The organism is Mesorhizobium sp. B2-6-1, from assembly GCF_006440475.1.
GTDB lineage: Bacteria > Pseudomonadota > Alphaproteobacteria > Rhizobiales > Rhizobiaceae > Mesorhizobium.
This window is the reverse complement of the sequence record NZ_VFUH01000015.1, coordinates 1-16,576: the sequence shown is the minus strand read 5'-3', so window position 1 is coordinate 16,576 and position 16,576 is coordinate 1. Positions and strand designations below refer to the sequence as shown.

General features: G+C 62.9%; 22 protein-coding genes. 16 read left to right on the top strand and 6 right to left on the bottom strand.

Going from position 1 to position 16,576, the window contains the following annotated elements:
• The first annotated feature begins 111 nt into the window (after nt 1–111).
• Nucleotides 112–1,632 (top strand): leucyl aminopeptidase, encoded by a 1,521-nt coding sequence (locus FJ443_RS25340; RefSeq protein WP_140666190.1) that lies wholly within the window; start codon nt 112–114, stop codon nt 1,630–1,632.
• Nucleotides 1,633–1,641: 9 nt separating this feature from the next.
• The gene (locus FJ443_RS25335) at nt 1,642–2,091 is read left to right on the top strand and encodes a DNA polymerase III subunit chi (RefSeq protein WP_140494426.1); all 450 of its coding nucleotides are present in this window, start codon (nt 1,642–1,644) and stop codon (nt 2,089–2,091) included.
• Between the two features lie 93 nt (nt 2,092–2,184).
• On the opposite strand, the gene FJ443_RS25330 is transcribed toward FJ443_RS25335, so the two are convergent.
• Together FJ443_RS25330 and FJ443_RS25325 are read right to left on the bottom strand one after the other, a co-directional pair.
• Nucleotides 2,185–2,784 carry a YdeI/OmpD-associated family protein gene (locus FJ443_RS25330; RefSeq protein ID WP_140666188.1) on the bottom strand — a complete coding sequence of 200 codons (600 nt, stop codon included), beginning with the start codon at nt 2,782–2,784 and terminating at the stop codon, nt 2,185–2,187.
• A gap of 140 nt (nt 2,785–2,924) precedes the next feature.
• The gene (locus tag FJ443_RS25325; protein WP_140494422.1) at nt 2,925–3,389 is read right to left on the bottom strand and encodes a carboxymuconolactone decarboxylase family protein; all 465 of its coding nucleotides are present in this window, start codon (nt 3,387–3,389) and stop codon (nt 2,925–2,927) included.
• A 136-nt stretch (nt 3,390–3,525) separates the two neighbouring features.
• Between FJ443_RS25325 and FJ443_RS25320 the strand changes: the two genes are divergently transcribed.
• The 5 genes from FJ443_RS25320 to FJ443_RS25300 all read left to right on the top strand — a co-directional run bounded on the left by FJ443_RS25320 (nt 3,526) and on the right by FJ443_RS25300 (nt 6,490).
• Nucleotides 3,526–4,134 (top strand): TetR/AcrR family transcriptional regulator, encoded by a 609-nt coding sequence (locus tag FJ443_RS25320; RefSeq protein WP_224519188.1) that lies wholly within the window; start codon nt 3,526–3,528, stop codon nt 4,132–4,134.
• A gap of 37 nt (nt 4,135–4,171) precedes the next feature.
• Nucleotides 4,172–4,783, top strand: a complete 612-nt coding sequence (locus FJ443_RS25315; protein WP_140666186.1) for a hypothetical protein — start codon at nt 4,172–4,174, stop codon at nt 4,781–4,783.
• Entirely contained in the window at nt 4,780–5,628 is an 849-nt protein-coding gene (locus FJ443_RS25310; RefSeq protein ID WP_140666184.1) for a 23S rRNA (adenine(2030)-N(6))-methyltransferase RlmJ, read from the top strand. Before FJ443_RS25315 ends, FJ443_RS25310 begins: the two co-directional genes overlap by 4 nt.
• A gap of 35 nt (nt 5,629–5,663) precedes the next feature.
• Nucleotides 5,664–5,924 carry a DoxX family protein gene (locus tag FJ443_RS25305; RefSeq protein WP_181168496.1) on the top strand — a complete coding sequence of 87 codons (261 nt, stop codon included), beginning with the start codon at nt 5,664–5,666 and terminating at the stop codon, nt 5,922–5,924.
• Between the two features lie 113 nt (nt 5,925–6,037).
• Nucleotides 6,038–6,490, top strand: coding sequence for a hypothetical protein (locus tag FJ443_RS25300; protein WP_140494414.1), 453 nt, complete (start codon nt 6,038–6,040; stop codon nt 6,488–6,490).
• Nucleotides 6,491–6,623: 133 nt separating this feature from the next.
• On the opposite strand, the gene FJ443_RS25295 is transcribed toward FJ443_RS25300, so the two are convergent.
• Entirely contained in the window at nt 6,624–6,935 is a 312-nt protein-coding gene (locus FJ443_RS25295; RefSeq protein WP_140584483.1) for a transcriptional regulator, read from the bottom strand.
• A gap of 226 nt (nt 6,936–7,161) precedes the next feature.
• Here FJ443_RS25295 and FJ443_RS31305 point away from each other — a divergent pair, with 226 nt between their 5' ends.
• From FJ443_RS31305 to FJ443_RS25285, 3 genes are all read left to right on the top strand, one after another.
• Nucleotides 7,162–7,332: a hypothetical protein gene (locus tag FJ443_RS31305; protein ID WP_181171800.1), complete on the top strand. Its 171-nt coding sequence runs from the start codon at nt 7,162–7,164 to the stop codon at nt 7,330–7,332.
• Nucleotides 7,333–7,474: 142 nt separating this feature from the next.
• Nucleotides 7,475–7,921 (top strand): histone, encoded by a 447-nt coding sequence (locus FJ443_RS25290; RefSeq protein ID WP_140657910.1) that lies wholly within the window; start codon nt 7,475–7,477, stop codon nt 7,919–7,921.
• A 384-nt stretch (nt 7,922–8,305) separates the two neighbouring features.
• Entirely contained in the window at nt 8,306–8,902 is a 597-nt protein-coding gene (locus FJ443_RS25285) for a glutathione S-transferase family protein (RefSeq protein ID WP_140494408.1), read from the top strand.
• 62 nt (nt 8,903–8,964) lie between these two features.
• Here FJ443_RS25285 and FJ443_RS25280 read toward each other — a convergent pair whose 3' ends face one another.
• A complete protein-coding gene (locus FJ443_RS25280) occupies nt 8,965–9,621 on the bottom strand; it encodes an outer membrane protein (protein ID WP_140494406.1) in 657 nt (218 codons plus the stop codon).
• 411 nt (nt 9,622–10,032) lie between these two features.
• Between FJ443_RS25280 and FJ443_RS25275 the strand changes: the two genes are divergently transcribed.
• The 6 genes from FJ443_RS25275 (at nt 10,033) to FJ443_RS25250 (ending at nt 15,215) form a co-directional block, all read left to right on the top strand.
• Entirely contained in the window at nt 10,033–10,794 is a 762-nt protein-coding gene (locus FJ443_RS25275; RefSeq protein ID WP_140494404.1) for an SDR family oxidoreductase, read from the top strand.
• The gene (gene uvrC, locus FJ443_RS25270) at nt 10,791–12,854 is read left to right on the top strand and encodes an excinuclease ABC subunit UvrC (protein WP_140666182.1); all 2,064 of its coding nucleotides are present in this window, start codon (nt 10,791–10,793) and stop codon (nt 12,852–12,854) included. Before FJ443_RS25275 ends, uvrC begins: the two co-directional genes overlap by 4 nt.
• A gap of 171 nt (nt 12,855–13,025) precedes the next feature.
• Nucleotides 13,026–13,622, top strand: a complete 597-nt coding sequence (gene pgsA / locus FJ443_RS25265) for a CDP-diacylglycerol--glycerol-3-phosphate 3-phosphatidyltransferase (RefSeq protein ID WP_140494400.1) — start codon at nt 13,026–13,028, stop codon at nt 13,620–13,622.
• Nucleotide 13,623: 1 nt separating this feature from the next.
• Nucleotides 13,624–13,878: a molybdopterin converting factor subunit 1 gene (moaD, locus tag FJ443_RS25260; protein ID WP_140517864.1), complete on the top strand. Its 255-nt coding sequence runs from the start codon at nt 13,624–13,626 to the stop codon at nt 13,876–13,878.
• Between the two features lies 1 nt (nt 13,879).
• Complete coding sequence (locus FJ443_RS25255) at nt 13,880–14,362, top strand: molybdenum cofactor biosynthesis protein MoaE (protein ID WP_140517865.1); 483 nt, start codon at nt 13,880–13,882, stop codon at nt 14,360–14,362.
• A gap of 91 nt (nt 14,363–14,453) precedes the next feature.
• Nucleotides 14,454–15,215 (top strand): YbaY family lipoprotein, encoded by a 762-nt coding sequence (locus tag FJ443_RS25250; protein ID WP_140494392.1) that lies wholly within the window; start codon nt 14,454–14,456, stop codon nt 15,213–15,215.
• A 25-nt stretch (nt 15,216–15,240) separates the two neighbouring features.
• Here the strand turns inward: FJ443_RS25250 and FJ443_RS25245 are convergent, their stop codons facing one another.
• A complete protein-coding gene (locus FJ443_RS25245; RefSeq protein ID WP_140517867.1) occupies nt 15,241–15,849 on the bottom strand; it encodes a class I SAM-dependent methyltransferase in 609 nt (202 codons plus the stop codon).
• A 131-nt stretch (nt 15,850–15,980) separates the two neighbouring features.
• Nucleotides 15,981–16,403 (bottom strand): nucleoside-diphosphate kinase, encoded by a 423-nt coding sequence (gene ndk / locus FJ443_RS25240; protein WP_010915217.1) that lies wholly within the window; start codon nt 16,401–16,403, stop codon nt 15,981–15,983.
• Nucleotides 16,404–16,576 lie beyond the last annotated feature (173 nt).

The window sequence follows — 16,576 nt, the reverse complement described above, 5'->3', positions numbered from 1 at the left end:
TATGGGGAGCCCGTTTGGCAAAGTCTTGCCAAATGCCGGAAAACGACCAAATGTCGCGGATCGCTCCCAACCGCTTCGCGCGAGCCGCGCATTCCCCGAAAGCAGGACATGATGAACCAGAGACCCTCGATCGCCTTCGCAAAATTCGCCGCGCCGCAGACCGCCGCGAACAGAAGGGGGACGGTCTTCGTGCTGGCGGCGGATGATGGTGGCCTGAGCGAAACCGCCGCGGCGTATGATCCCGGCAAGACGCTGGAACGGGCCTTCCCTGTGGCCGAATTCACGGCCAAGTTCGCCAGCGTGGTGGAAGTGCTGACGCCACAGGCAAGCTCGCTCGACAGGCTGGTCGCGATCGGCGCCGGCAAGGTATCCGGGCTCGACGAATACGCCTGGACGAAGCTTGGAGGCACCATCGCGGGGTCGCTACGCAAGGCGACGGACGTGGCGGTGGTGCTCGACGTGGTCGGCGCCTCGTCAAGCGGTGCGCAGGCGGCCAGCCTTGCCGCGGGTATTCTTCTGCGCAGCTATTCCTTCGATAAGTACAAGACCAGGAAAGACAAGGACGATGGCCAAGGCGACAAGGCCGAGCCGAAAAAGCCGGCCAAGATAACCATCCACACCGCCGATCCGGCGGGTGCGAAGAAGGCCTTCGCCGAGACCGAGGCGGTGATCGACGGCGTGCTTTTGGCACGTGACCTCGTCAACGAGCCGGCAAACGTCCTGGGACCGGTCGAGTTTGCCGCCCGCGCCAAGGAACTGGAGGCCCTCGGCGTCAAGGTCGAGATCCTGGCCGAGAAGGAACTGAAGAAACTCGGCATGGGGTCGCTGCTCGGTGTTGCGCAAGGCTCGCCGCGCGGCGCCCGCATGGCCGTCATGCAGTGGAACGGCGGCAAGGCCAAGGACAGCCCGGTCGCCTTCATCGGCAAGGGCGTCACTTTCGACACTGGCGGCAATTCGATGAAACCGGCATCCGGCATGGAGGACATGAAGGGCGACATGGGCGGGGCCGCGGCTGTGACCGGGCTGATGCATGCGCTCGCCGGCCGCAAGGCGAAGGCCAATGTCGTCGGCATCATCGGGCTTGTGGAAAATGCCGTCGACGGCCATGCGCAGCGTCCCGGCGACATCGTTACCTCGATGTCGGGCCAGACCATCGAAGTGCTCAACACCGATGCGGAGGGGCGCCTGGTGCTGGCCGACGCGCTCTGGTACTGCAATGACCGCTTCCAGCCGAAGTTCATGGTCAATCTGGCGACGTTGACCGGCGCGATCATGGTCGCGCTCGGCCAGCACTATGCCGGCCTGTTCTCCAACAATGACGAACTGGCGGAACGCCTGGCGACAGCCGGGCAGTCGACGCAGGAGCGACTGTGGCGCATGCCGCTCGGTCCTGAATATGACAAGCTGATCGATTCCAAGAATGCCGATATGAAGAACATCGGCGGCCGCTATGGCGGCGCCATCATCGCCGCGCAGTTCTTGCAGCGCTTCGTCAAGGACACGCCCTGGGCGCATCTCGACATCGCAGGCACCGCCATGGGGGCGCTGTCGAACGAAATCAACCAGTCCTGGGGTTCCGGCTTTGGCGTGCGGCTGCTCGACCGGCTCGTGCGCGACCACTACGAGAGCTGATCGGGACCCATGGCCGACGTGCTGTTTTATCACCTGACCGAATCGACGCTGGAGGATGCGCTGCCCGGCCTCCTTGAGCGCAGCGTCGATCGCGGCTGGCGCGCCGTGGTGCAGACAGGCACCGAGGAGCGGCGCGACGCGCTCGACCAGCATCTGTGGACGTTCCGTGACGATTCTTTCCTCGCGCACGCCACTGATCGCGAAGCCCATCCCGCTGAACAGCCGATCCTTTTGACCACCGGCGAAGGCAACCCGAACGCGGCGCAGATACGCTTCCTGGTGGACGGCGCTGCGCCGCCGGACCTTGGCGGCTACGAGCGCGCCGTGTTCCTGTTCGACGGCCACGATGCGGCCCAGGTCGAGGCCGCCCGCGGGCACTGGAAGACGATGAAAGACGCCGGCCACGCGGTGACGTATTGGCAGCAGACGCCCGACCGCCGCTGGGAACGCAAGGCCTGAGGGACGTCAGCGGCGGCTGATCACTGCCTTGTTGATAATGTGGATCGCGATCATCGAGCCGGAAGAAACCTGTCGCTCGTCACATGAGCAGCCTTACTTCTTCACTTGCGGATGGATCGTCTCCCCGCGCTTGAGCATCTCGACAAAACTCTCGATCTTCTTCCTGCGCCCGGCTTCGGTCTTCATGTTGTGGATACGGAAGGCGAGCGCGAAGCGGTTCTGCGCGCTGAGTTTTTCGAGCATTTGCCGAGCCTCTGGCTCGGCATCGATCGCGGCCTGCAGGTCATCGGGAATTTTCATGTCCTTGCCGCTGGCATAGGCACGCGCCCAGCGGCCATCGGCCTTGGCGGCTTCGACCTCGGCGAGCCCATGCCGCGTCATCCGGCCGTCGTCGATCAGCCGGGCGACATTGTCGATGTTGATCTGGCTCCAGATGCTTTTCTTCGTCCTCGGCGTGTAACGCTGCAGGAAGCTCTTGTCGTCGAGCCCCTTGCGCACCGCGTCGATCCAGCCCCAGCACAGCACGACCTCGATCGCTTCCTTTGCCGAGATCGACTTCAGTCCCGAGCCAGTCTTGTGGATTTTGATCCAGACCTCGGTTTCCCTGTCATGATGTTCGCCGAGCCAGGTATAAAAGCTCTCGGCGTCCTCGAATTCGTGCACCTTGTCGGGCTCGACCTTGACCGGCGCCATTTGCGGCCTCGTCCATGCTTTGCGATTGCACTTTCAATGCGGCATTTCCCGCTGGATGACAATCGAAGGCGAAGATGATGGCTGTCGGATGAGGGCAGTTCTGCGGTGGCCCGCAGGCGCGGACCACCGCGGGTGTCGTTTCACTGCCCGCCCATTTCCTTCTTGAACGTGTCGAAATCGACCTGCATGCCATTGAAGATGGTGCTCCAATGGCGGGTCAGCGCCGCCATCGCCACCGCCTCCTGGATTTCCTCATCGGTAGCGCCGGCGCGCTTGGCGTTTTGCGTGTCCGACCAGATGCAGTAGTTGCACGGGATCTGCGCCGCCACTGCCAGCGAGATCAATGACTTTACCTTTGGCGGCAGCGCCGTCTTGTCGCTGAGTTCGATGGCCTTGACCTCGGCCCAGGCGCCGGGCAGACCGGCTTTGGGAAGTTGCTTCACAAAGCTCGGCACGCCGCCCATGGTCGACTGGATGTCCTTTATGGTTGCATCGTAGTCGTCGGCATAGGCAGGGGCCGCGGCGAGGACGCAGGCCACGGCGGTTAGAGCCAACGCACGATGGAGGGACGAATGCACGGATTTGGCAATGCGATGGTGTGACATGTTTTCCTCCTCTGGTCTTTGTTAGCCTTACTGTGTAAGGTGAAGCGAAAAATGAACCTTACGCTGTAAGTTGTCAAGCGCGGCCATGGACTCATCGATCAAAAAAAAGCGAGCACGCGGACGGCTATCCCGCGAGATGATCGAGGATGCCGCTTTCGAGGTGATCGAGAAGGAGGGCCTTTCCGGTTTTTCGATGCGCAAGCTCGCCGCCGTGCTCGGCTGCGAGGCGATGAGCATTTATCATCACTTCCCCTCGCAAGCGCACCTCTATGAAGCGCTGGTCGATCGCCAGGTCAGCGGGATGGTTATCCCCGACGACAGCATGCCGTGGCGCGACAGGATTCGGATGGTCATGCATGAGTTTCGCCGTGTTGCGAGTGAGCATCCGGCCTTTGCGCCATTCCTTGTCGTCTACCGGATGAATTCGCCGCCTTGCCTTGCGATGCTGAACGGCGTCATCGGCCTGTTCGAGGCTGGCGGTTTCGGCCCGGAACTCAGCGCCAGGCTGTTTCGCACCGCCAGCTATTATCTCATGGGCGCGATCCTCGACGAGACAGCGGGCTACGCCAAGGGCCCGTCGGCGGTGACCACCGTCGACGACGAGCAACTGGCGAAGGATTTCCCCAGTGTCATGGCGGCCGGGACCTATTTCGGCACCGGCGGTTTCGACAAGACATTCGAACTCGGCCTCGACATGCTATTGGACGAAATGGAGCGCCTGCGCGACAGCGCCAATGCAGGCTAATTGTCCGGCAACGTCCGATTACAAGGTGATTCCCTGAATGCGCTTTCTGTTCCTGTTGATCCTGCTCGCCGGCATCGGCGTCGGCGCCATCTATCCATGGGCGATGACCAATTTCTCCGGTCACCAGATCGGCAACTGGCGGGTCTATGAGGGTGGCCGCTTCAGGCAGGTCACAGTGCCGCTTGCCGCGCGCGATGCGCCGGTCAGGGTGCTGGTCGACTTGACCGCGAGGGCCGAGCGCATCGTTTCGCAGCAGCGCACGGTGCTGACGCTGACAGCCGCCTCCGGCGGCCGCACGGTGCTTGCCTCGACGCTTCAGTTCAATCATTCCGACAATCCGCGTCAGGCGAGCCCGCAACTGCCCGACAAGATCTTCCGCGATGAGGCTGGCGTGATCCGGACCGTCGGCCCCGGCCCCTATGTCTTCACCGTCGGTCCCGGCGACGCCGACGACATCCCGATACGCGCGGTCGATCTTGTCTTGCGCTCCGGTGTGGGCGAGACCGACAGCCGTGCGCGACCGGTTGGCTTCGCGCTGATGGCGATCGGCTTGATCGGCTTCCTGCTGTCCTTGCGTTCTGCCGGCGGCCGGCCGCAAAATCCGAATTCACAGCCACCGCCGCCACGTTGGGGCAGGGGTTCCACATGAACTATCGCCACGCCTATCACGCCGGAAATTTTGCCGACGTCCTCAAGCACGTCGTGCTGACGCGGCTGCTTGAATATCTGAAGCAGAAGGACAAGGCGTTCCGCGTCATCGACACTCATGCAGGCATCGGCCGCTACGATCTGTCCTCGCCCGAGGCGCAGAAGACCGGCGAATGGCAAGGCGGCATCGGCCGGCTGGTCGATGCCGCGCCCGAAGCCCAGGCCGCAATGCTGCTCGCTCCCTATCTCGACGCGGTGCGTGCGTGCAACGCAGACGGTCCATTGAAAAAATATCCGGGCTCGCCGCTGGTCGCGCGGCACCTTCTGCGTAAGCAGGACCGGCTATCGGCGATCGAGCTGCACCCGAAGGATGTCGCGAAGCTGAAGACGGAATTCGCCGGCGATTTCCAGACAAGGGTGATCGAGCTCGACGGCTGGCTGGCGCTCGGCGCACACCTGCCGCCGAAGGAAAAGCGCGGACTGGTGCTGATCGATCCGCCATTCGAGGAAGAGGGCGAGTTCGGCCGCCTCGTCGACGGGCTGGCGAAGGCGCACAAGCGCTGGCCGGGCGGCATCTATGCGCTGTGGTATCCGATCAAGGACCGCAAGGCGGTGATTGGCTTCCGCAAGGCACTGAAGGAAACCGGCGTTCCGAAATTGCTCGACATCGAATTCGAAATCCGGCCCGCGTCGCAAGAGCCCAACCTCGACGGCAGCGGCCTGGTCGTGGCCAACCCGCCTTTCACGCTGGAAGGTGAATTGCGCATTCTCCTGCCGGCCCTGCACAAATTGCTGGTCTTGGAAAAGCCGGCCCACTGGACGCTGAACTGGCTGGCAGGGGAGTAGCAGCGGGATGCAGGCTGCGAGCGGCGTCCTTACAAATGCGCCAAGACAAACAGTTAAAGCGGGTCTGCGGCCGGCCCGGCTCCGCTCTGCTGGAATTGGTGGCCGGCTTCTGCCTCGCCATCGGCGCCGCGGTGCCCTATGCCGCCGGCGCGCTCATCCTGTTCACGGTGGCGGCGAACCTGCTCGTCCTGCCCTTCTGGCGCCATCACGGGCCGCAAAGACAGGCGCTGAGGTCCGCCTTCCTGGTCAACATCGCCGTTATCGGCGGGCTGCTGCTGGCGGCGCGCCCCGGCTGATGGCCGGCGGCCAAAGCCGGCGGCCACGCCCTGGAAACCATTGTCAATGCAATCGCTTGACCGCCGCCCGGCGAATCCCGCACAGTGCACGCAATCGACCTTGAGAGGCTGCCATGACTCGCTTCGCCCGCTCCGCCCTTGCCGCCCTGATCTCGCTCTGCACGCCATTTGGCACATCGCTTGGCTTCACCCAGGCGGCGCAAGCCGCCGATCTTGCCGTCTATTCTGACGAGGACAGCGGCATTTGCGGCGAAGCCTGGGTGCTGAACAAGATCACCAGCCGCTTCTCCTATCAGGTGCGGCACGTCCCGCACCTGCCGGATGTCGCGATCACCGATTTCCACCGCATCCACCAGCACCGCTACTTGCCGGCCAGCGAGGAATGGCCGATCGGCCGGCGCTATTGCGGCGCCACGGTCGCCCTGTCAGATGGCCGCGACCGCGCCATCTGGTACCTGATCGAGGAAGGCCAGGGCTTTGCCTCGATCGGCGACAATGTCGAATTCTGCGTCTCGGGCTTCGACCGCTGGATGGTCTACAACGGCCGCTGCCGCATCCTGCGCTAGCGGGCGGTTTCCAGTCTCGATTTCGTTAGAGCCTGCGGCTCAAGCCGCGGCCCTTTTCTGCGACTCGGGGTATCGGCCCTGACGAAAATATGTGCCGCGCGGCACGCGCCGACAATGTTTGCCAATCGCAGTGCTATTTCCTGCCTCGCGTCGCCTCGGCTTCACCGATGATCTTTCGAAGAAAGGCAACGTGACCGCGAAAAGCGCGGCGACCGATCGTCGTTGCTTTGATCCGTGTCCGCGGCCGCCGCCCGACGAAAAGCTTTTCAACATCGACGTAGCCCGCTTTGGCCAGCGTATCGAGATGCGCGCCGAGATTTCCGTCGGTGGTTTCGATCATGGCTTTCAGTTGCGTGAACTCCAGCGCCTCGCGTCTTTCCAGCGTGTTCAGGGCGGCCATGATCCTGAGACGCGTACTCTGATGGATGATGTCGTCGGCACTCATCAATTGGCTCCAACGCTGCGGACCTTGAGCTGTCACCCTACGGCTCTGCAGCTCGGGCAGTACTAACCATTCGCCTTTGTGAAAGACATCGAACACACTTGTCAGAATACTCTGGCATGCAGAGTAATCTGTCAATTCAGTGATGAAGCCAGGCTTGACAAGGTGATCGCCAGATCGGCGCATCGCATTGCACTTGTAATCCGAAGGGACCGGTCGCCTGCAAAAGATGATCATTCTCTATAAGCCGCAGCTCATGATATTCGCAGCCGAAGATCAATGCGCGAAGCTGCTTCCTGATCTTTGCAGCTTCATGGCAGGCGCGCCCACGCAGCGCATCGAGAATGTCGATGCCAAATTGCTGGCGATATCGGAAGATAACGCCATATTTTTGCGATGATGAGTGTGATCATGTGTCGATCGCAACGAAAATTTAAGCTGAGAAAATCATATCATTGCTTCGCTGGCTAGCGAGGCGCGAGTCAGATAAGCATGACACGCCGGGCCATTAACGGTCGTCGGCATAACGCAAGGGGCATCGCATGGCTAAGCAGTCATCAAAAGCGCCGGCATCCAAGGCACCGGCAAAGAAAGCACCTGTAAAAGCGGCGGCGGCGAAAGCCGCGACCGCGGTCAAGAAAGCAGCACCCGCTGCCAAGCCGAAGGCGGCAGCGCCGAAGGCAAAGGCGGCACCGGCCAAGAAGCCGGCAGCCAAGGCTGCCGCGAAACCGGCGGCGAAGAAGGCAGCGCCCGCCAAGGCCAGCGCCGCATCCGCAAAGAAGGCTGCACCGGCCAAGAAGGCCGCTCCGGCAAAGAAAGCCGCTCCGGCCAGGAAGCCGGCTGCCAAGGCCGCGACCAAGCCCGCTGCCAAGAAGGCAGCCCCTGCCAAGGCTCCGGCCAAGGCTGCCGCGGCGAAGTCTTCGGCACCGGTGAAGAAGGCGGCGCCAGCCGCCAAGAAAGCAGCGCCAGTGAAGGCCGCGAAGAAGTAGTCACGTTTCTTCGCGCCGGGGACCGTGTCGGCAGAAATGAGGGCAGGTGCCGTTGAGGCCTCGCGCCCTCTGCTCTGGCATTGGGGCGCAACGAGAGGGGCGGACGTCAGATATCTTTCGCAGCTCCCAGGACTTCGCCGCAGGGCGAAGTCCGGTGGGCTTTTTGTTGCGCGCTATCGTGCGGCGGCGGAACGATCGTTGGTCTTGTCCGGCCTGTCGGAGTGTTGCCGTCATCACATGTGGCGCATCCTGATCAAGGCGTACAAGAGACCAGGGCATGCAGGAGTGGTCGCCGGCTGCTGGCGGCTGGTTTTTCCGCTTCTGGCTGTTGCGCGGGGGAGGGCGCCCGGTCAACAGTGACGGGCTGCCAACAGGAACCCGATCATGCCGAAGCTGCTTTACGCCTCCACGTCCCCCTATAGTTCCAAGGTACGAATGGCGGCCCTTTATGCCGGCATCGCGGTCGACCTGGCGCCTGTCAAAACCGAAGACAAGCCGGCGGAACTGATCGGCGCCAATCCGCTGGGCAAGATCCCCGTGCTGGTGCTCGACGACGGCCGCTCGATCCACGACAGCCGAGCCATCACCCAGCAGCTCAACCGGATGTCGAAGAGCGCGCTGTTTCCGCGCAATCCCGACAAGCGGCTGGAAGCGGAAGTGCTGGAAGCGTTGGCGGACGGCATCTGCGACTGTGCGCTGTCGATGGTTTATGAGCGCCGCACGCGGCCCGAGGAGATGGTCTACCAGCCCTGGCTCGATCGCCAGTGGGCGAAGATCACCGCCGCGCTCGATCTACTCAACGCCAATCCGCCGAAACTGCCGAAGAAGATCACCGCCGGCCAGATGGCGCTGCGCGCCTGCCTTGGCTACCTGGCGCTGCGTTTCGCCGGGAAATGGGAAAAAGGCCGCAACCGGCTGGTCCGCTGGGCCGCGCGCTTCGATGAGAAATTCCCGGACCTGAAACCCTGCGTTCCCGCGTGAGCGGCCGACAATAAAAAAGCCGGGCGCGAGGCCCGGCTTCTTCGTGTCGTGGCTTGAACGACTTAGAACTTCATACCGACGCCGAAGGTGACGCGGTTGTCGGTGGCCTTGACCTTGCCGATGCCATCGAAGTCCTTGCTGCCGAAGTCGGTGTAGCGGTATTCGACGCGGCCGAACACATTGTCGGTCAGCTTGATGTCGGTACCAAGACCGGCGGTCCAGCCGATCATGGTGGCGCGGTCGCTGGCGCCGAGGACGCTGTCCTCCACCTTCAGGCTCCTGCCGGCGAGACCACCGGTGCCGTACAGCAGGATTTCCGGGGTCACAGCGTAGCCGAGACGGGCACGCAGCGAGCCTTCGAAGCCGGCCTTGGAATCGATGCCATTATCGTCGCCCTTGACGCCGTTGTAGCCGAGTTCGGCTTCACCGCCGTAGACGAAGTTCTCCTGCTGCCACTGATAGCCGCCGAAGACGCTGCCGATGAAGCCCTTGGTATCGGTTTCAACGTCGAAATCCTTTTCCTTGGTACGGCCGCTGAAGCCATAGCCAAGATTAAGACCGGCATAGGGGCCGGCCCAGGACGCGACGGGCAGTTCGGCGACCGGGGCAGGCGCCGGCGGCTCTTCCTGGACCACATCGGCGGCATAGGCAGTTCCACCGAGGGCGAAGAGCCCGAGCGCTACGGCCAGCGGCCGTGCGAATTTGAGATTGGCTTGCATTGTTGTTTACTCCTTAAGCCACAGGACACAGGCTTGTTCTTACGATCGCCCATCAACCCGTCCGGGGGGTGAAACGGATCTGGCGTTCGTCGGTTCCAAATGTCGTGTCGAAATACGGCTGAAGCGAACCTGAACTTGGGTCATTCCCCGGCGCGAATGAGGCAGAAATTTGGCGTTGCATCTTCGCAACAGCGAAATGTCAGCAGATTGGCCGTGCTGCACCGCAGGTGGCTTGGTGCAAGGAGTCCAGCCTCCTATATTGTGTTGAGGCCGGCTCATTGCCGGCCGGCTCGAGATGCCGAACCGGCCGTTTCGCCACAATGTTGCCGCAGCTGCGAACGCCATTTGACGGGTGGCGGGCCATAATTTGCCGGCGCCCTCCTTCGCGCCGAAACCGAGGATTGACAACAGATGAGCAAAGCCACCGCGGCGCTGGTGACGGGCGGGGCAAAACGGATCGGTAGCGCGATTGTCGAGGATCTCGCCGCCCACGGTTTTGCCGTCGCCATTCACTGCAACCGCTCGCGCGACGACGCGGATGCGCTTGCCCAGCGGATCAACCGCGCCGGCGGCCACGCCGCCGTGGTCGCCGCCGATCTGACCGACATGGCCGAGGTCGGCGACCTGGTCGGCCGCGCCGAAGCCGCGCTCGGGCCGATCTCGCTGCTGGTCAACAACGCTTCGCTGTTCGAGGACGATTCGGTTCTTGACTTCGACTGGGAGGCCTGGGACCGCCACTTCGCTATTCATGTGAAGACCCCGGCGCTGTTGGCGCAGAACTTTGCCCGGGCCCTGCCGGACAGGCGAGAGGGGCTGATCGTCAACATGATCGACCAGCGTGTCTGGCGGCCGACGCCGCGCTACTTCTCCTATGCGCTGTCGAAGTCCGCCTTGTGGACGGCAACCCAGATGATGGCGCAGGCGCTCGGCCCGCGCATCCGCGTCAACGCCATCGGTCCCGGCCCGACCTTGAAGAACGCGCACCAGGACGACAGCGACTTTGCCGCGCAACTCGCCGGTCTCATTTTGAAACGCGGCCCGCAATTGCCGGAATTCGGCGCCACAATCCGCTATCTCTGGGAAGCCCGCTCGGTTACCGGGCAGATGATCGCGCTTGATGGCGGCCAGCATCTTGCATGGCGCACACCTGATGTGACAGGCATGACGGAATGAGTCCCGCAGAGCAGAAACACAAGATGCGTGGCGGCGCCGACGATCTGCCACCCGAAATCGACCTCGAGGACGAGGCGGCGGAGGAGACCGTCGAACCGGCCGGCCCGGACGTCGCCTTCACCGCCATCGACTGGACGCCGCATGCCGGCGATGCCGACGGCATGGTCGGCGCCGAAGTGATCCAGACGCTGGTCAAGCGGCTGCCCAATGCGCCGGGCGTCTACCGCATGATGAATGCCAATGGCGACGTGCTCTATGTCGGCAAGGCCCGCAGCCTGAAGAAGCGCGTCACCAATTACGCGCAAGGCCGCTTCCACACCAACCGCATCGGCCGCATGGTGCGCGAGACCGCGACGATGGAGTTCGTCGTCACCCGCACCGAGATCGAGGCGCTGCTGTTGGAGGCCAACCTCATCAAGCGGCTGCGGCCACGTTTCAACGTGCTGATGCGCGACGACAAGTCGTTTCCCTACATTCTCTTGACGGGCGACCATGTCTCGCCCGGCATCTACAAGCATCGCGGCGCGCGTTCGCGCAAAGGTGATTATTTCGGCCCCTTCGCTTCCGCGGGCGCGGTCGGCCGCACCATCAATTCCTTGCAGCGCGCCTTCCTCCTGAGGAGTTGCACCAACTCCTTCTACGAGAACCGCACGCGGCCTTGCCTGCTCTATCAGATCAAGCGCTGCGCCGGTCCGTGCACCGGCGAGATTTCGCATAGCGACTATGCCGAGCTGGTTGCCGAGGCGAAGGATTTTCTTTCCGGCCGCAGCCAGAAGGTGAAGACCGAGATTTCGGCCGCCATGCAGCAGGCCTCGCAAGACCTCGATTTCGAGCGCGCCGCCATCTATCGAGACCGGCTGGCGGCACTCTCGCACGTGCAGAGCCACCAGGGCATCAATCCGCAGACCGTCGACGAGGCCGATGTCTTCGCAATCCATCAGGAGGGCGGCCAGGTCTGCATCCAGGTGTTCTTCTTCCGCACCGGCCAGAACTGGGGCAACCGCGCCTATTTTCCGAAGGCCGATCCGGCGCTGGAAGGGGCCGAGGTGCTGGGCTCGTTCCTGGCGCAGTTCTATGACGACAAGCCGACGCCGCGCGCCGTTCTGCTGTCGCACGCCGTGGAGGACCAGGAACTGTTGGCCGAGGCGCTCTCGACCCGCGCCGGCCGCAAGGTGTTGATCTCGGTGCCGCAGCGCGGCGAGAAGAAGGACCTGACCGACAACGCGTTGCAAAATGCCCGCGAGGCGCTCGGCCGTCGGCTGGCCGAAACCTCGACGCAGGCCAGGTTGCTCGCCGGCTTCGCCGAGACCTTCGGGCTCGAAAAGCCGCCGGTGCGCATCGAGGTCTACGACAATTCGCACATCATGGGCACCAACGCCGTCGGCGCCATGGTCGTCGCCGGGCCGGAAGGTTTTGTGAAGAACCAGTACCGGAAATTCAATATCCGCTCGACCGAGATCACGCCCGGCGACGATTTCGGCATGATGCGCGAAGTGATGGAGCGGCGGTTTTCACGATTGCTCAAGGAGCATGGCGATGTGACACCCAATGATGCCGCGGCAGGCGAGGCGGACAGCGATGAGGGCGACATGTCGGGCGGCTTCCCTGCCTGGCCCGACGTCATCCTGATCGATGGCGGCCAGGGCCAGATGAGCGCCGTGCGCAAGATCCTCGCCGATCTCGGCATCGAGGACCGGGTCGTGGCCATCGGCATCGCCAAGGGCCAGGACCGCGACGCGGGCCGCGAGCGCTTCTTCGTCAAGGGCAGGGACTCGTTTTCGCTGCCGGTACGCGACCCGGTGCTCTATTTTGTCCAGCGCCTACGCGACGAGGTTCACCGTTTCGCCATCGGCTCGCACCGGGCCCGCCGCAAGAAGGAGATGGTCAAGAGCCCGCTCGACGAGATCGGCGGCATCGGCCCCAGCCGCAAACGGGCGCTGCTGATGCATTTCGGCACCGCCAAGGCGGTCGGTCGCGCGGCAATCGAGGACCTGGTAAAGGTCGACGGCATTTCCGAGCAGGTGGCCAGACTGGTTTACAACCATTTTCACGAGAACTGATGCATGTCGCCCGAAAGCGACCGTCGGCTCCCGGGCGAAGCAAGGAGCGGCGCGGCGTAGCCCGCGAGATGACAAGATTGGCCTATTTTTGCTGGCCAATCGATTTTGGCCTGTTGACCCCCTACATCAGCTTCTGATTTGAGTACGCAGGCAGAAAGAGTTCCCCCGGATATGGCTCAGCGCGCGTTTAACCTCCCGAACATCCTCACCTACGCCCGCATTATCGCGGTGCCGCTGGTGGTGCTGTGCTTCTTCCTCGAGGGGCATCTGAAGTCGAGCGACTTCGCCCGCTGGTCGGCGCTGATCATTTTCCTGCTGGCGTCCATCACCGACTATTTCGACGGCTATTTCGCCCGCGCCTGGAAGCAGACCTCGAACATCGGCAAGATGCTCGACCCCATTGCCGACAAGCTGCTGGTCGCGACATGCCTGCTGCTGCTTGCCGCTGACACCGACCGCCATGCCGGCATTGCCGGCTGGTCGCTGTGGGCGGCGATCATCATCCTGTGCCGCGAAATCCTGGTTTCGGGCCTGCGCGAATATCTGGCGGCGCTCAAGGTCTCCGTGCCGGTGACGCAGCTTGCCAAATGGAAGACCACGATCCAGATGGTCGCCATCGCCTTCCTGCTCGCCGGTCCGGCCGGCGACAAGATTTTTCCGCTGACCACACAGACCGGCCTGGTGCTGTTGTGGATCGCCGCCCTGGTTACGCTTTACACCGGCTATGACTATTTCCGTGCCGGCCTCAAGCACATCATGGACGAATAGGATGACGAAGCTCATCTACTTCGCCTGGGTGCGGGAGCGAATCGGCAAGCCGGACGAAGACGTGGACTTGCCGCATGGCGTCGAGACGGTCGCGGACCTCTTGCGCTGGCTGAAGTCGCGCGGCGAGGAATACGAGCATGCGCTGCAATATCCCGACGTGATCCGCGTCGCTATCAACCAGGAACATGTCGAGCACGGCGAAAAGATATCTGGCGCGCGCGAGATCGCGCTGTTTCCGCCGATGACCGGGGGCTGAGATGGCCGGCGCGGTCGTACCTGTCGTGCGCGTCGAGGCGCAGGATTTTGACGTCGCCGCCGAAATCGCCAGACTGACGCAAGGCCGCGCCGACATCGGCGCTGTGGTCACCTTCTCGGGCCTGTGCCGTGACGAGCAGGGGACGCTCTCGGCCCTTGAGCTCGAGCATTATCCGGGTATGGCAGAGGCCGAAATCGCCCGCATCGCGGCCGAAGCGGTTCAGCGCTGGCCGCTGCAGGGCATCACCGCCATCCACCGTCATGGCAAGATCCGGCCAGGCGAGAACATCGTGCTGGTGGTGGCGGCCTCCGTGCATCGGCAAGCCGCGTTCGAGGCGGCGAATTTCCTCATGGATTATCTGAAGTCGCAGGCTCCCTTCTGGAAAAAGGAGCATCATGCCGACGGCTCCGAGGGCGGCTGGGTCGAGGCCAAGGAGAAAGACGAGCAGGCGGCAGGGCGCTGGAAAAGGCCACCGTCCGAATAATTTTGCATCAGCCACGCATTGACCGCAATCCTTTGGCCAATTCGTTGTTGGTCAGCCTGGGCTGTGGCCAGCCCGGGGAAGGGAGATGGTCGTGCTGGACAGGATAGCGGAGTTCTTCGTCTTCGGTTTCGTGCCTCTGGTCGTCGGTATACTGGCCGTGCCGGAACTCTCCGTGGCCGCCGAAAAAGCCCTGAAAGGCGAGGTGACCTACCGCGAGCGCATCGCTTTGCCGCCCAATGCCGTGCTCTCGGTCCAGCTTGCCGATGTCTCGTTGGCCGACGCGCCCGCCAAAATCGTCGGCGAACAGAAGCTGACGCCGGCAGGCCAGGTGCCGATCAGCTTTGCGGTCAAATTCGATCCGTCCCGGATCCAGCGGCGGATGACCTATGCGTTGCAGGCCCGCATCACCGTCGGCGACAGGCTCCTGTTCATCTCGGATGAGCGCCATCAAGTCGATCCGCTGACCGATGCGCCGCAAACAATCATGCTCAAGATGGTGACGCCAAGTCCCGAGCCCACTGCTTCCGTTCTCGATCAGCTTTGGCTTCTCGATTATGTCGACGGCGTAGCCATCACCGCATCGCAAGCGACATTCCGGGTGAGTGAAGCAGGCAAGGCCGACGGCAACGGTCCCTGCAACAGCTATTTTGCCACCGCCAACCTCGATGGCCAGAAGATCGCGATCAGCGACATCGGCTCGACCTACAAGGCCTGCGCGCCCGAGGTGATGGCGGAGGAAAAAGCGCTGTTCGAGGCTCTGGCAAAGGCGGCTTCGTATAAAGTCGATGCCGGCAAGTTGACCATCGCCGACGGGAACGGCCGCGAGATCCTGCGTTTCAGCGCCGCGAGCTGATGCCGTGAAACCCTGTCGGCGGAGGTCAGCCGCCCATTTTTTCGAACACGGCGCCATAGTGGTAGGGCGGCACCTCGACCAGCTCGATGAATTTGAGGCCGGCCGCCTCGACGGCCGTAATGGTCTGTTCCGGCGATATCCTCAATTCGGTCTTCGGTCCGCGGGGCTCGCCGAGCACCGTGGTTTGTTCACGCGGCTGCTGATGCCAGTTGACGACAACAAAGCGTCCGGCAGGGACGAGCGCTTCGCTAACGGCTCGCGCCAGCCGTGGCCGGTCCGGCACGCCGTGGAAGGCGTTTGCCATGAAGATGAAATCGACGGGGCGGGATATCAGGCTCGCGAGTTCATAGGCATCGCCCGCTACGAGATCGAAATTCCTCGTGCCGTTTTCATTGAGCCGGCGACGGGTGACGTCGAGCAGGTCGGTATCGATATCGATGCCGACGACATGGCGGGCGACCCTGGCGATGGGCAACGTAAACCAGCCGTCGCCACAGCAGAGGTCGGCCACCTCCATGCCCGGCTTCAGTCCCGTTGACGAAAGCACGGCACCGGGGTCGGGCCACAGCACCTCCCACCAGCCGCTCGATGGCATCTCGGTGCCCTGGAAGAAGCCGGGAATGGTGCTGGTCATGCTTCGCCGGCTCCCTGTGCCTGACCGACTTTAGCGCGGGCAAGGGTTCAACGGCAGTGCCGGATCGATCCGTTTCAATGAAAAAGGCCGGCAATCCGCCGGCCTTTTTCGGTCACAATGCCAGGGTCGGCTCAGCCGACGATCTCGGTGTCGGAGAACCAGTACTTGATCTCCTGCGCGGCGGTTTCCGGCGCGTCTGAACCGTGCACCGAATTCTCGCCGATCGACAGCGCATGCACCTTGCGGATGGTGCCTTCGGCGGCGTTGGCCGGGTTGGTGGCGCCCATCACCTCACGGTTCCTGGCAATGGCGTTCTCGCCTTCCAGCACCTGCACGATCGTCGGCGCCGACGACATGAATTCCACCAGCTCGCCGAAGAACGGACGATCCTTGTGGACGGCGTAAAAACCTTCCGCCTCACGGCGGCTCATCCAAACGCGGCGCGAAGCGATGACGCGCAGACCGGCATCTTCCAGCATCTTGGTGATGGCGCCGGTGAGATTGCGCCGCGTTGCGTCCGGCTTGATCATGGAAAAGGTGCGTTCGAGCGCCATTGGGTCGTCCTTGTCTGGTTGGATTGGGAGTGGCGGGCTCTATACAAGCCGGCCGGCTCATTGCCAAGAGGAAGTCGACAGAGGTGTCGTAAGCACATGAGTTGTCCGGATTAGGTAGCACGTGAGTTGTCCGGTTTTATCGCCAGCGGATGGAGGCTGGGGATGAAGCGGAC